The following is a 13,323-nucleotide window of genomic DNA, read 5'->3' as shown; positions in this document are numbered from 1 at the left end:
GATGCGTACCCTGCCTCCCACCCTGCCGAAAATCCGCCTCGCCGCGGCGTTGGCCACAGCCCTTGCCCTGAGCGGCTGCGCCATCGGCCCGGATTACCTGCGACCGAGCAACTGGCTGCCCGCCACCTTCAGGGAAGCGGCCCCTGCCGCTGTCCAGCAAGATGCCGCGTCGAACAGCGCGGTCGACGCGCAGTGGTGGTCGCTGTTCGCCGATGCCACGCTGAATGAACTGGTCGATCAGGCACTCGCGAATAACGCCGACCTGCGCACTGCGATTGCCCGTCTCGAACAGGCCAACGCCCTGGCCCGCGAGGCCGGTGCCGCCTTCTTCCCGGAAATCGACGGCGAAGCCAGCGGCAGCAACCGGAAACTGAGCACCAAGACCGCCACCTGGACGAGCAGTTCGCCGAAGTTCCAGCACGCCCGCAGTGCAGCGCTGACGACGTCCTACGAGCTGGATATCTGGGGCCGCGTCCGGCGCGCCAACGAATCGGTTCAGGCCAGCCTGCTGGCCAGCCAGTATTCGCGGGACGCCATCCGGTTGACCGTGGCCGGTCTGGTTACCAGCAATTACCTGGCCCTCCGTGCCTACGATGCGGAACTGGCCGTTACGGCCGAGTCGCTGGCCAGTCGGGAAGCCAGCCTGAAGCTGGTGAAGACGCGGGTCGATGCCGGCCTCGTGTCGCCGCTTGACCTCTATCAGGCCGAAGGCGCGCAAGCCGCCCTCCAGGCCCAGCAAGCCGACCTGCGGCGCCTGCGGGCCCTGGCCGAGCACCAGCTGGCGCTGCTCACCGCCAAGCCGGACCTGGCGATCGCGGCCGGCGACATCCGCCAGTTGCCGCTGCCGCCGATCCCACCGGCCGGCCTGCCGGCCGACCTGATCGAAAGCCGGCCCGACGTCCGCGAAGCCGAGCAAAAGCTGGTCGCGGCCAACGCCAATATCGGCGTCGCCAAAGCCGGCTACTACCCGAAATTCTCGCTGACCGGCAGCGTCGGCACGGAAAGCAAGACGCTCGGCGACCTGTTCGGTGCCGGCGCCAACACCTGGTCGATCGGCCTCGGGCTGCTCATGCCGATCATCGATTTCGGCCGCACCTCGGCCCGTGTCGATCAGGCCAAGGCACTCAACGAGCAGTCGCTGATCGCCTGGCAGAACACGCTGCAGACCGCCTACAAGGAAGTCCGCGATGCGCTGGTCAATCTGCGCGAAAACGGCAATGCCGAAACAGCGCAGAACGTCCGGGTCTACAACACCCAACAGGCGCTCGACATCGCCAACCGGCGCTACGACGCGGGTTATTCCGGTTACCTGGAAGTACTCGATGCCCAGCGCAGCAACAACGATGCGCTGCTCGCCATGATCGCCACCCGCCAGGCCCGGCTGGTCGCCGCGGTCGAGTTGTTCAAGGCGATTGGCGGCGGCTGGAAGGACCAAGCGGCGAAGCGCGGCTAAGGCCTCCAGCGCCACCGCTGCCGCCCGGGCAGCACGGCGATGAAACCTGCCCGTAGTCGGCCGCAAGGCCAACTGCCGGCAGGTTTTTTTTATGTACAATGACTCACAAAAAATTGACAAATAACGGAGACAAATGATGGGCGTCGTATTCGCCAAAACCCCCAAGGGCCAGGATGAAATTACCAGTAAAGCGGGCGGACTGACGCCACGCGTTCGTCGCGTGCTGATTTTCGTCGATGGCAAACGGACCGTCGATGAAATGCGCGGCATGTTGCAGGCCGACGATCTACAGCACACTCTGGGCATGCTCGAGGAGGCCGGTTACATCGCCCTGCCCAATGCCGCTTCAAGCCAGCCGTTGCCCTCGATCACCGCTTTCGGCAAATTGCCGGCAACGCACGATCCGGTTCGCCTGCAACAGGCACGCAATTTCATGATGAACACGGTAAACGCCTTTGTCGGCGCGCTCGGTGCCAGTTCCCTGCTCGATCGCATCGAGAAAGCCGACAGTCACCCCGGCCTGCGCGACCTGTACGACGAGTGGTATCACGCCATCGTGATGTCGCGCGATGGCAAGCGCGAAGCCGAAGCCTTGCGCAGCAAGTTGCTGAACGTCATTTAAGCCGCGGCTCCGCTGCGTTCAGGGCGAAACAAGCTGCACCCTGAACGCCTCGCTCACTCGCTGCTGGCTTTCGGCTTGCGGCTGCGCGGCTTGCGCGCTTTCGGCGCCTCGGCCGGCTGCACGGCCTCAACCACCACGGCCGGCGGGGTGCTTTCCGCCTCCTGACGCGGCCGGCGACCACCGCGCCGGCGCGGACTGGCCGCTACCGGCACATCGACTGACGGGGCCGGCGTTTCGACAACGACCACCGGCACCGCTTCGACCGGTGCCACCTCAGGCTGCACTGCCACCGCCGGCTCCTTGCGCGGCCGGCGACCACGCCGGCGCGAGGCCTGGCCGGCCACCGCCGGCTCGTCAGCGGCGCTTTCGGCCTTGACCGGCTTTATCTGGTCGACCACAGCCGGCGCGATGTCAACTGGCAGGGCGACAGGCTCAGTCACGGTTTCTGCCGCAGCACTGGCCAGCTCCGCTTCCGGCGCCGCGACACGCGCTTGCACCCGCGTCACGTAAGCGCCGGATTTGTCATCGCGCCCGAAGCCGAGCAGACCGCGATTGGCCGCCTCTTCCAGCAAGTTGCCAAAACTGCGGAAACCGTAATAGTTTTCGTTGAACCCGGGGTTGCGGCGCTTGATCACTTCCTTCAGCACCGAGGCCCAGATCCGTTCGGTTTCGCCGCGGTCGGCGATCAGGTCGGCGAAGGTGGCGGTGGCCAGTTCGATGGCCTTGGCCTTGCGCGCTTCGAGTTTTTCGCGGCGGCCCTTTTCCTCTTCCGGCGAACGGCGCGGCGCCGGCTCGCGATTCTCCCGGCGGCCGGCATGATTGCGTTCGCCCTCGCGGTCGCGCACCAGATCGTCGTAATAGATGAATTCGTCGCAGTTGGCGATCAGCAGATCGGAGCACGACTGCTTGACGCCGACGCCGATCACCCGCTTGGCGTTTTCGCGCAGCTTGGAGACCAGCGGCGAGAAGTCGGAATCGCCGCTGATGATGACGAAGGTATCGACATGCGACTTGGTGTAGCACAGGTCCAGCGCATCGACGACGAGACGGATATCGGCCGAATTCTTGCCGGATTGGCGAACGTGCGGGATTTCGATCAGTTCGAAATTCGCTTCGTGCATCGCCGACTTGAAAGTCTTGTAGCGATCCCAGTCGCAATACGCTTTTTTGACGACAATGCTGCCTTTGGCGAGCAGGCGCTCGAGCACCGGCTTGATGTCGAATTTTTCGTACTGGGCATCGCGCACGCCAAGGGCGACGTTCTCGAAATCACAAAAAAGGGCCATGCTGGCGGTATCGTTGGGGGCGGCCATGGGATTTAGTCAGTTATCAGGAAAAGCCGAGTATACCTGCCTGCCGGATGCCGATGCACCGGAATGCCGAGAGGCCGGTATCATGGCGGCTCACCGAACCGATCGCCCCGATGCCCGACGCACCTCCTCCGCCACCCCGCCTGTACGATCTGCTGCTGGCGAGAACCACCCGACTTCCCGTTACGCTGCTGCTGATCGCGACCAATGCGCTGATTTTCGGGCTGATGCTCAATGCCGGCGCCGGACTGTGGCATTCGAACAATGGCGTGCAACTGGCCTGGGGGGCCAATTTCGGACCGGCCACGCAGGACGGCCAGTGGTGGCGGCTGGGCAGCGCGCTGTTCCTGCATTTCGGCCTGATCCACATCGTCATGAACCTGTGGGCGCTATGGGATGGCGGACAGCTGGTCGAACGCATCTACGGCCACCTGCGCTTTGCCGTCATCTATTTCGTCAGCGGCCTGAGCGGCAACCTGCTCTCGCTGGTCATCCAGGGTAACGATGCCGTTTCCGGCGGGGCCTCCGGCGCCATTTTCGGAATTTACGGAGCCTTGCTGATCTACGTCTGGCGCGAACGCAAGCTGCTCGACCCGCATGAGTTTCGCTGGTTGTTCTGGGCCGGTGCCGCCTTTACCTGCGTCAGCATCGGGCTGGGCCTGGTCGTTCCGGGCATCGACAACAGCGCGCACATTGGCGGCCTGCTCGCCGGCGCCCTGCTCGGCACGCTGCTTGGCCGACCGGTGCTGGGCGACAGCCCCTGGCCGCGGTGGCAGCGCGGTGCCGCCGGCTTGTCGTGGGCGGCCGCGATCGCTGGCCTGCTGACCCACATTCCGCCGCCGAGCTATCGGTGGAGCGAGGAAATCGCCGCCCGCCAGGAAATCCGCGAATTCCTCGAACGGGAAACGCGGATCCAGGCCAGTTGGCAGGACATCATCCGGCAAGACCGGCTGAATGCCGAGTCCATCCAGGAGCTGGCCAAACGCATCGAATTCGAGATTACCGAACCGTACGGCGAAAGCCTCGAGCAATTCTCCCAATTGACCCTCGACGAATCCGCCCCGTCGGCCGAGCAGATCGAGTCGCTACGGGCCTATAGCGAAAAACGCCGGGAGGTTTCGCAAGCCCTGGCCGATCAACTGCGGGCGAGAAGCCAGTTCGGCCCGACTCTGCCGCATCGGCGAGGCATGCCACCGGCTGCCCCAGCCAGCCCGGACACGGCCGGACAGTAGCCAAATCCGGCTGGCCGGCAACCATTCGCCGGGCAAAATTCAAGCTGCCGGCGCTTGCCGTCTATTTCAACTGCATTCCGCTTTTTTAGCCGACATCAAAGCCCCCCGCCGGCGTCGCCGCCTAACATCGGCCCGCCAAACAATTTCCGAAAGGGGGAATAAACATGAGCGGCGCGTTCACCAAATCGATGGCGCGGAACATTTTTTACGGGGGGACGGTTTTCTTCTTCCTGTTGTTCCTGGCGTTGTCATTCGACACTCACTCGCAACTTCCCAAACGCGACATGCGGCAGAACATCACGCCGCAGATCGCCGAGGGCAAGAAGCTGTGGGAAGTAAATAACTGCATCGGCTGTCACACCCTGATGGGTGAAGGGGCCTACTTCGCACCGGAACTGGGCAATGTCATCGTCCGTTACGGCGACGAAGGCGTCAAAGCGTTCATCCAGAGTCGCCCGAAAGAAGGCATCCCGGGTCGCCGCAGCATGCCGCAGTTCAACTTCACCGACGAGCAATTGAATGCCATCGTGGCCTTCCTGAAGCACGTCAATTCGATCAACGATGCCAACTGGCCGCCCAACGACCAAGGCTGATCGAGAGGAGAAACTGAACATGCAATTCAAATCGCAAGCGGTTGCAAAACCCTACTTCATCGCGGCAATCGGCCTTTTCGTCGGCCAGATCCTGTTCGGCCTGGTTCTTGGCCTGCAGTATGTGATCGGCGACTTCCTGTTCCCCGCCATTCCCTTCAACGTGGCCCGCATGGTCCACACCAACCTGCTCATCGTGTGGCTGCTCTTCGGCTTCATGGGCGGCGCCTACTACATGATCCCGGAAGAATCCGAGACCGAACTGTTCAGCCCGAAACTGGCGCTGCTGATGTTCTGGATCTTCCTGGTCGCTGGCGCGCTGACCATTGTCGGTTACCTGACCGTACCGTACGCGACGCTGGCTGAAATGACCGGCAACAACCTGCTCGAAACGATGGGCCGCGAGTTCCTCGAACAGCCGCTGCCGACCAAACTCGGCATCGTCGTCGTCGCCCTGGCCTTCCTGTTCAACATCACCATGACGGTGCTGAAGGGCAAGAAAACCTCGATCTCGATCGTGCTGCTGCTCGGCCTGTGGGGACTAGCCGTCTTCTTCCTGTTCTCCTTCTACAACCCGGTGAACGTCGTTCTCGACAAGTTCTTCTGGTGGTGGACGGTGCACCTCTGGGTGGAAGGCGTCTGGGAACTGATCCTCGGTTCGTTCCTGGCCTTCGTGCTGATCAAGACCACCGGCGTCGACCGGGAAGTCATCGAAAAGTGGCTGTACGTGATTGTCACCATGACGCTGATCACCGGCATCATCGGTACCGGTCACCACTACTACTGGATCGGCACGCCGGAATACTGGCAGTGGTGGGGTTCCATCTTCTCCGCTCTGGAACCGATTCCGTTCTTCGCCATGACCGTGTTTGCCTTCAACATGGTGAACCGTCGCCGCCGCGAGCACCCGAACAAGGTTGCCGTACTGTGGGCGTTGGGCACCGGCGTGATGTCCTTCCTCGGCGCTGGCGTGTGGGGCTTCCTGCACACCCTGGCTCCGGTGAACTACTACACGCACGGCACGCAGATCACCGCCGCTCACGGTCACATGGCGTTCTATGGCGCCTACGTGATGGTCGTGCTGATGATGATCTCCTACGCCATGCCCATCCTGCGCGGCCGTGCTGCCAACACCAACAAGTCGCAAGTCCTGGAAATGTGGGCGTTCTGGCTGATGACCATCGCGATGACTTTCATCACGCTGTTCCTGACCGCCGCCGGCATCCTGCAAGTCTGGCTGCAACGCGCTTCCGACAGCCCGCTGCCGTTCATGGTGGCGCAGGACAAGATCGCGATCTTCTACTGGTTGCGTGAAGGCACCGGCGTCATCTTCCTGATCGGCCTGCTGCTCTATGTCTCCAGTTTCTTTGTAGGTGGAGACAAGAAGGAAGCCGCTTAAGACTGATTCCTCCTCAAGTAGCATTTATGGCGCGGGTTGCGAAACCCGCGCTTTTTTTATGGTCGTTCCCCGCCTCGCCCGGCCAACGGCCAGCCCAATCCGGTGTCGGATTTCTTTACAGTCAAAAGCGGTTATTAGTCACATTTATGTAACCTGCCGTGAATCTATTCACGTTTGCTTTTTCCTCTCCGTGAAATAAATCACGTTTTTTATTCGGCAACAGCCACTGCTGTCGTCTATTTTTACAATAATGCGACCCGGCTTCCAATCACCCCACAGTTAATGCCGATTGAATTTCTTTATAAATACAATACGTTGTTTTTAAACACAATAAATAAACTGGCACGCACATTGCTTTTTTACTCCGGAAACAATTTCTTTGGGAGTAAAAAATGAAAAAAGCTCTATCCATTATCAGCTTGGCCTTGGGCATGCTCGGTAGCCAGTCGGCCACCGCACTGCCTTACACCGAAGTCGGCGATGCAGGTTATTCGCTGGCCACCGCGCAATTGCTGCCCGGTGCCACGACATCCATTTCCGGCACGCTGGATACCGTCGATATCTACCGTTTCTCTTGGGCCGGCGGCCTGTTCTCGGCGTCAACCAGCAGCAACTTCGACCCGATGCTTTACGTCTTCAATCTGGCCGGCAACACCCTGGCATTCAACGACGATAATTATTCGCTCCAGTCCTACGTAGCAGTGTCCCTGGCCCGGGGCGATTATCTGCTGGCGATCGATCACTACTCCTACAACTACGGTGGCAACCTTGGCGGATTTGCCAATGCCGGCAGCAGCGTTGGCGGGCAGTCCTATACCATCAACCTCGGGCAGCCGACCGTTTCGTCGACCGTCCCCGAGCCGGCCTCCCTGGCCCTGGCTGGTCTCGCCCTGGCCGGACTGGCCGTCAGCCGGCGCAAAAGCCGTTAATCATCGGCACCTCTGCAAACCCCGCTGCGGCGGGGTTTTTTATTGTCTGATGCTTTTCATCGCGGCCGGCGCGGTGGCTGTTCGACCGGGCATGCCGAGTTCTCCGGTCGTTACTTAGGACACATCAAGTTATCACCGGGCAACGCTCGCTATGATCTGCCGCATGACTGCAATCACCCTGCCTGTAGCCGCGACTTCGGACAAACGCCTGCCCGGCGATCTCGCCATCTGGTTCTTCATCCTGGCCGAGATGCTGGCGTTTGCCGTGTTTTTCGCCTCCTACGCTTTCGCCCGCGCCCACGACGTCGAGCTGTTCAATACCTACCAGCGGACGCTGGATCGCAATGCCGGGGCGCTCAATACGCTGCTCCTGATCACCGGCTCGTGGTTCGTCGTACTCGCCGTCCAGGCGGCACATCGCGATGACCGGCCGGCGATCAGCCGCAATATCCTGCTCGGCTTTATCTGTGGCGGCGGCTTCCTGACCGTCAAGGTCTTCGAATATGCGGAAAAGTTCGGCGCCGGCATTTCGCTGTCGACCAATACCTTCTACATGTTCTACATCTCGCTGACCTTCTTCCATTTCATGCACGTCATCCTCGGCATGGTGATTCTCACCGTGCTCTGGGTGCAGTCGCGCAACGGCGCCTACGGCAGCCATAACGCGCATGGCCTGGAAAGCGGCGCGGCCTACTGGCACATGGTCGATCTGCTGTGGATCATCCTTTTCCCGCTCGTTTATGTGATGCGCTGATGACTGCCCTGAAAAACCCCGCCCACCGCGCCTGGCTCGTGCTCATCGTCGCCACCGGCATCACCTGGTATCTCGGTGAAGTTGGCGCCGCCGGCACCTCGGCCATCGTCGCCATGCTGGTCATCGCCTTCATCAAGGGCCGGCTGGTCATTCTCGATTTCATGGAGTTGCGCAGCGCGCCGCTGATGTGGCGCCTGCTGCTCGAAGGCTGGTTGATTCTCGTCTCCAGCCTGATATTGCTGGCTTACTGGATGTCTCTCAAATGAACGATCTGCCCTTCTACGAACCTTCCGGCAACGAAATCGCGCTGTTCGAACACGCCTTCCAACAGCGCCTGCCGCTGCTGATCAAAGGCCCGACCGGCTGCGGCAAGACGCGTTTCGTCTCGCACATGGCGGCCCGCCTGAAACTGCCGCTGTACACCGTGGCCTGCCACGACGATCTGACCGCCGCCGATCTGGTCGGCCGCCACCTGATTTCCGACCAGGGCACCTACTGGTGCGACGGCCCGCTGACCCGCGCCGTGCGCGAAGGCGGCATCTGCTATCTCGACGAAGTGGTCGAGGCACGCAAGGACACCACCGTCGTGCTACATCCGCTGGCCGACGACCGGCGCATCCTGCCCATCGACCGGACCGGCGAAACGCTGGAAGCACCGGCCAATTTCATGCTGGTGGTTTCCTACAACCCCGGTTACCAGAATCTGATGAAGGGCCTGAAACCCTCGACCCGCCAGCGCTTCGTCTCGATGCGCTTCGATTTCCCGGGCGCCGAGCGCGAACGTTCCATCCTGATCGGCGAAACCGGCTGCGATGCCGATCTCGCCACCCGCCTGGTCGGCATCGCCAAATCCTTCCGCGCCCTCAAGGACCGCGATCTCGAGGAAGTCGCCAGCACCCGCCTGCTGGTCTATGCCGCGACGCTGATCAAATCCGGCTTCGATGTCTCCGCCGCCTGCCGCGCCGCCTTGGTCGAAAGCCTGACCGACGACGAGGAAACGGTCGAGGCGCTGATGGAAATCGTCAATGCCACTTTCGGCCGATAAACCGGCAGCCGATGGCCAGACCCTGGCCATCCTCGCCGAAGCGCTCTACCTGGCCAACCTGCTGGTCGCGCCAGGCATCGCCTTCGGCGTGCTGTGGTGGCTGTGGCGCAAGAACAAGGACAGCGCTGCGCCGCTCGCCCGGCAACATCTCAAGCAAACCACCTTCGTCAGCCTGTACGGCGGCATCCTGATCGTCGCGCTGACCGCCATCTTCCTGGCCGTCGGCGGCCTGCACTGGGAATGGACCTGGGTCGTCGTCATCCTCTATTTCACCTGCTTCCACTCGACCCTGGTCATGTTCGGCATGTTCGGGCTGGCCAAGGCAATGGCCGGGCAAGTCTGGCGCTTCCCGCTGATCGGCCCCTCCCTCAAGTGAGCAAGCCGGCCCTGCAGCGCTACCGGGTGCTGGCGCAAATCGGTTTCTTTGCGCTCTTCACGCTGACGCCGATTTTCGACCTTTTCCGTTACGACCTGACCGAAAAGCACGCCTACTTCCTGACCATGCCCTGGCACCTCGGCATCGACGACCTGATCGCCGGCCGGGTCGATGCCGGGGCGGCGGCGCTCAACCTCGTCCTGTATCTGTTCCTGCCGGTCCTCGGCACCTTGGCGCTGATCGTCGGGGTCGCCTGGAAATGGGGCCGGCTGTACTGCGGCTGGCTGTGCCCGCATTTTTCGGTGGTCGAAACGATCAACCGGCTGATGCTCGCCGCCACCGGCAAGCATTCGGTCTGGGACCGCAACAAGACGCCGCCCTGGGAACCGGATGGCAGCCCGGCCCGGCGCGACAAACGCTATTGGCTGCTGGTCGTCCCGGCGGCCATCGGCTTCGCCTTCGCCTGGGCGGTCGTCGGGCTGACTTACCTGATGCCGCCGTTTCAGGTTTATGGCGGCCTGCTCACCGGCACGCTGTACCGCGGCGAAGTGATTTTCCTCAGCGCCGCGACGACGGTACTGAGCCTCGAATTCCTTTTCGCCCGCCACCTGTTCTGCCGCTACGCCTGCGCCATCGGCATCTTCCAAAGCTTCGCCTGGATGGGCAACAAGCAGGCGATGGTCGTCGGTTTCGAACGCGAACGACTGACCGACTGCGCCTCCTGTCTCGACGGCAAGGGTTCGGCCTGCGACGCGGTCTGCCCGATGCGGCTGAAACCGCGCAACGTCAAGCGCTGGATGTTTGCCTGCACGCAATGCGGCCAGTGCCTGTCGGCCTGCGGCACGGTCAACAAGGACAACCCGAACGGCGCCTTGTTGCATTGGGTGAAGAACGACGAAGCGCGGCGCAATGAGGCGCGTTTTTCGGTTCTATCAAATACCGACGAAGACGCGGGCGGGAAAATATAGATATGGAAGAATTCGTCGGAAAAGTCTGGCACAACTGGGTCACCCGCACCGCCGCCGGGCACTACCCGGAAGCAGCCGTCAAACTGGCCGAAGTCGAAAAGACCGTCGGCATCCTGTTTCGTGCCTTCGGTGGCGACCCCGGCCTGAAGGTCGCAGCGGCGACGGCTGAAACGCACGGTGCCCGACGGCGCTGGCTGCAGCGGCTGGCCGGCACCGGCGAGAAACAGGCGCTGGCCCGGCGCGATGCCGAAACCCTGCGCCTGCCGCCGGAAATCACCGCTTTTCCCGACAAGACGCTGAATCGCGATCTTTATCTGTGGCTGGCCGCCCTTGCCGCCAGCGACGTCGCTCCCGAGCAGCCGTGGTTCATCCGCAACCAGCGCGCCAGCCAGGCCGCGCTGTCCAACTACCCGGGACTGGCCGCCCGCTATAGCCGACTGGTCGCCGCCCATCTGGCCGCCCGCATCGCCCCAGCCGAACTGCAAGCCGACGAAGCGGCCCAGGAATCGGCCATCCGCCAGGCCCTGCTCGAACCGGCCTCGGTCGATGGCCTGCCGCCGCTGAATTCCCGCCAGTCCAGACCGCCGCAGCCGGTACTGCTCTGGCTGATCGCCGCCGAGGCGCCTGTCACCGGCCAGGTTGCCGACCCTGGCGAGCATCTGCCGCCGGAAGGCAGCAGCAGTTCCGAGCCGGGTAAAGATGCCCACAAGGCTGAACAGGTCGAGACGCCGGACAACAAGGCGCCGATGCTCGCCAGTTTCCGCGCCGAAAGCCTGCCGACCTGGGCCGAGTACGTGCGGGTCAACCGGGCCTACGACGACGACGAAGATCCGAACGCCCGCAATGTCGCCAACGATCTCGACAAGCTGTCGCTGACCCGCGACGGCCAGACCGCCGTTTCCCGCGTCAAGTTCGACCTCGACCTGCCCTCCGCCGCCGAGGATGACACGCCGATCGGCCCCGGTATCGCGCTGCCGGAATGGGATTACCGCAAGGCACTGCTGCTGCCGAAACACTGCCATCTACAGCCGATGATCGCCCACGATGCCGGGCGGGCCGCCTTGCCGCCCGAACTGGCGGCCACCGCCAGGAAGCTGCGCGGCCAGTTCGCCGCCCTCGCGCCGCAACGGCGCTGGCTGAAAGCGCAGCCGGACGGCGCCGAACTCGATGTCGATGCCTGTGTCCGCAACCACGCCGACCGCCACTCCGGCCATACGCCGGAAACCGGCGGCTATCTCGCCCAGGCCCGCTGCGAGCGCGATCTGGCCTGCCTGCTGCTGGCCGACCTGTCGATGTCCACCGATGCCTGGATTTCCGACACCCACCGCATCGTCGATGTCATCCGCGATTCGCTGCTGCTCTTTTCCGAGGCGATGACCGCCACCGGCGACCGCTTCGGCATCTACGGCTTTTCGTCGCTGCGCCGGCAGAACATCCGCTTTCATCTGCTCAAGGATTTCAACGGCCGTTACGACGACGCCGCCCGCGCCCGCATCCTGGCCATCAAGCCCGGCTTCTACACCCGGATGGGTGCCGCGCTGCGTCAGGCAGCGAGCATCCTCTACGAACAGCAGGCCGGCCGCCGGTTGCTGCTGATCATTACCGACGGCAAGCCGAACGATCTCGATCTCTACGATTCGCGCTACGGCATCGAAGACACCCGGATGGCCGTCTATGAGGCCCGGCGCATGGGGCTGACGCCGTTCTGCGTGACCATCGACCGCGAGGCCGGGACCTACCTGCCCTACCTGTTCGGCCCGGCCGGTTTTTGCGTCATCCGCAAGCCGGAGGAACTACCGCGCCGCCTGCCCCTGCTCTACGCCCAATTGACTAGGGATTAGTCCCTACGTCGTATTGCTGCTGAACTAGCCCGATGCCACCATCGGCCGGTCACTTTGAGGCAGCAAACTACATGCAGGCTAATCACCCGATCAATATCGAGGCCCTTTTAACCCACGTTCCACTGTTCAACGGCCTGGCTGCCGAAGAAATCGCCCGCATCGCCCGCTCGACCCGGGAAAGCCACGCCAGCAAGGGCGACATCCTGTTCCACAAGGGTGATCCCTGCAACGGCTTCCATCTGCTGGTCTATGGTCAGGTCAAGCTGGCCTTCACCTCGTCGCAAGGCACCGAAAAAGTCGTTGAAATCCTGACCCAGGGCCAAAGTTTTGGCGAAGCGCTGATGTTCCTGGAAAAACCCTACATCGTCTTTGCCCAGGCACTGACCGACTCGCTGCTGCTGCATGTCTCGAAAGCGGCGGTCTTCGAGGAATTGCAGCGCGACCACAACCTGTGCCGCAAGATGCTGGCCGGCATGGCAATGCGTCTGCACGAACTGATGAGCGATGTCGAATCCTATTCGCTGCACTCCGGCAAACAGCGCATCATCGGCTACCTGCTGCGCGAACTGCCGGATGAGGACCTCAAGGGTACCAACGTCGCAATCACCCTGCCGACCAACAAGGGCGTCATCGCCTCCCGTCTCAACCTGACCCAGGAACATTTTTCGCGCATCCTGCACGAACTGACCGAACTCGGGCTGATCGTCGTCGAGGGACGGAAAATCCACATTCCCTGCGTCGCCAATCTGCGCAAGCACGAGTAGAGCGAGGCACGGCACGCAGCAAAAAGGGGCGGAAAACCGC

14 protein-coding genes are annotated in these 13,323 nt (G+C 62.5%); 13 read left to right on the top strand and 1 reads right to left on the bottom strand.

The window, feature by feature from the left end:
* Position 1: 1 nt before the first annotated feature.
* Complete coding sequence (locus tag KI611_RS06060; protein WP_226418927.1) at positions 2-1,453, top strand: efflux transporter outer membrane subunit; 1,452 nt, start codon at positions 2-4, stop codon at positions 1,451-1,453.
* A 133-nt stretch (positions 1,454-1,586) separates the two neighbouring features.
* Positions 1,587-2,075, top strand: a complete 489-nt coding sequence (locus tag KI611_RS06055; RefSeq protein ID WP_226418926.1) for a hypothetical protein — start codon at positions 1,587-1,589, stop codon at positions 2,073-2,075.
* A gap of 53 nt (positions 2,076-2,128) precedes the next feature.
* On the opposite strand, the gene KI611_RS06050 is transcribed toward KI611_RS06055, so the two are convergent.
* Complete coding sequence (locus tag KI611_RS06050) at positions 2,129-3,388, bottom strand: NYN domain-containing protein (protein ID WP_226418925.1); 1,260 nt, start codon at positions 3,386-3,388, stop codon at positions 2,129-2,131.
* 110 nt (positions 3,389-3,498) lie between these two features.
* Here KI611_RS06050 and KI611_RS06045 point away from each other — a divergent pair, with 110 nt between their 5' ends.
* The 11 genes from KI611_RS06045 (at position 3,499) to KI611_RS05995 (ending at position 13,283) form a co-directional block, all read left to right on the top strand.
* Complete coding sequence (locus KI611_RS06045) at positions 3,499-4,617, top strand: rhomboid family intramembrane serine protease (protein WP_226418924.1); 1,119 nt, start codon at positions 3,499-3,501, stop codon at positions 4,615-4,617.
* Between the two features lie 164 nt (positions 4,618-4,781).
* Positions 4,782-5,210, top strand: a complete 429-nt coding sequence (locus KI611_RS06040) for a c-type cytochrome (RefSeq protein ID WP_226418923.1) — start codon at positions 4,782-4,784, stop codon at positions 5,208-5,210.
* Between the two features lie 19 nt (positions 5,211-5,229).
* Complete coding sequence (locus tag KI611_RS06035; RefSeq protein WP_226418922.1) at positions 5,230-6,606, top strand: cbb3-type cytochrome c oxidase subunit I; 1,377 nt, start codon at positions 5,230-5,232, stop codon at positions 6,604-6,606.
* 392 nt (positions 6,607-6,998) lie between these two features.
* Positions 6,999-7,535: a DVUA0089 family protein gene (locus tag KI611_RS06030; protein WP_226418921.1), complete on the top strand. Its 537-nt coding sequence runs from the start codon at positions 6,999-7,001 to the stop codon at positions 7,533-7,535.
* A 163-nt stretch (positions 7,536-7,698) separates the two neighbouring features.
* Entirely contained in the window at positions 7,699-8,289 is a 591-nt protein-coding gene (locus KI611_RS06025) for a cytochrome c oxidase subunit 3 family protein (RefSeq protein ID WP_226418920.1), read from the top strand.
* Positions 8,289-8,555: a cytochrome C oxidase subunit IV family protein gene (locus tag KI611_RS06020; RefSeq protein WP_226418919.1), complete on the top strand. Its 267-nt coding sequence runs from the start codon at positions 8,289-8,291 to the stop codon at positions 8,553-8,555. The genes KI611_RS06025 and KI611_RS06020 overlap by 1 nt, the downstream gene beginning before the upstream one ends.
* The gene (locus KI611_RS06015; RefSeq protein ID WP_226418918.1) at positions 8,552-9,334 is read left to right on the top strand and encodes a CbbQ/NirQ/NorQ/GpvN family protein; all 783 of its coding nucleotides are present in this window, start codon (positions 8,552-8,554) and stop codon (positions 9,332-9,334) included. Before KI611_RS06020 ends, KI611_RS06015 begins: the two co-directional genes overlap by 4 nt.
* Entirely contained in the window at positions 9,315-9,710 is a 396-nt protein-coding gene (locus KI611_RS06010; protein WP_226418917.1) for a hypothetical protein, read from the top strand. The genes KI611_RS06015 and KI611_RS06010 overlap by 20 nt, the downstream gene beginning before the upstream one ends.
* Positions 9,707-10,678 carry a 4Fe-4S binding protein gene (locus KI611_RS06005; protein WP_226418916.1) on the top strand — a complete coding sequence of 324 codons (972 nt, stop codon included), beginning with the start codon at positions 9,707-9,709 and terminating at the stop codon, positions 10,676-10,678. Before KI611_RS06010 ends, KI611_RS06005 begins: the two co-directional genes overlap by 4 nt.
* Before the next feature lie 2 nt (positions 10,679-10,680).
* Entirely contained in the window at positions 10,681-12,519 is a 1,839-nt protein-coding gene (locus tag KI611_RS06000; protein WP_226418915.1) for a nitric oxide reductase activation protein NorD, read from the top strand.
* A gap of 71 nt (positions 12,520-12,590) precedes the next feature.
* On the top strand, positions 12,591-13,283 hold the full coding sequence (locus tag KI611_RS05995) for a Crp/Fnr family transcriptional regulator (RefSeq protein WP_226418914.1): 693 nt from the start codon (positions 12,591-12,593) through the stop codon (positions 13,281-13,283).
* Positions 13,284-13,323: the final 40 nt, after the last annotated feature.

The sequence above is a fragment of the Dechloromonas denitrificans genome (genome assembly GCF_020510685.1).
GTDB lineage: Bacteria > Pseudomonadota > Gammaproteobacteria > Burkholderiales > Rhodocyclaceae > Azonexus > Azonexus denitrificans_A.
The sequence above is the reverse complement of the archived record's forward strand: the minus strand, read 5'-3'. Positions and strand labels throughout refer to the sequence as shown.

Excerpts from the sequence above, each read along its gene's own strand:
- KI611_RS06060 (WP_226418927.1), top strand. The coding sequence starts at position 2 with ATGCGTACCCTGCCTCCCACCCTGCCGAAAATCCGCCTCGCCGCGGCG.
- KI611_RS06055 (WP_226418926.1), top strand. The coding sequence starts at position 1,587 with ATGATGGGCGTCGTATTCGCCAAAACCCCCAAGGGCCAGGATGAAATT.
- KI611_RS06050 (WP_226418925.1), bottom strand. The coding sequence starts at position 3,388 with ATGGCCGCCCCCAACGATACCGCCAGCATGGCCCTTTTTTGTGATTTC.
- KI611_RS06045 (WP_226418924.1), top strand. The coding sequence starts at position 3,499 with ATGCCCGACGCACCTCCTCCGCCACCCCGCCTGTACGATCTGCTGCTG.
- KI611_RS06040 (WP_226418923.1), top strand. The coding sequence starts at position 4,782 with ATGAGCGGCGCGTTCACCAAATCGATGGCGCGGAACATTTTTTACGGG.
- KI611_RS06035 (WP_226418922.1), top strand. The coding sequence starts at position 5,230 with ATGCAATTCAAATCGCAAGCGGTTGCAAAACCCTACTTCATCGCGGCA.
- KI611_RS06030 (WP_226418921.1), top strand. The coding sequence starts at position 6,999 with ATGAAAAAAGCTCTATCCATTATCAGCTTGGCCTTGGGCATGCTCGGT.
- KI611_RS06025 (WP_226418920.1), top strand. The coding sequence starts at position 7,699 with ATGACTGCAATCACCCTGCCTGTAGCCGCGACTTCGGACAAACGCCTG.
- KI611_RS06020 (WP_226418919.1), top strand. The coding sequence starts at position 8,289 with ATGACTGCCCTGAAAAACCCCGCCCACCGCGCCTGGCTCGTGCTCATC.
- KI611_RS06015 (WP_226418918.1), top strand. The coding sequence starts at position 8,552 with ATGAACGATCTGCCCTTCTACGAACCTTCCGGCAACGAAATCGCGCTG.
- KI611_RS06010 (WP_226418917.1), top strand. The coding sequence starts at position 9,315 with ATGCCACTTTCGGCCGATAAACCGGCAGCCGATGGCCAGACCCTGGCC.
- KI611_RS06000 (WP_226418915.1), top strand. The coding sequence starts at position 10,681 with ATGGAAGAATTCGTCGGAAAAGTCTGGCACAACTGGGTCACCCGCACC.
- KI611_RS05995 (WP_226418914.1), top strand. The coding sequence starts at position 12,591 with ATGCAGGCTAATCACCCGATCAATATCGAGGCCCTTTTAACCCACGTT.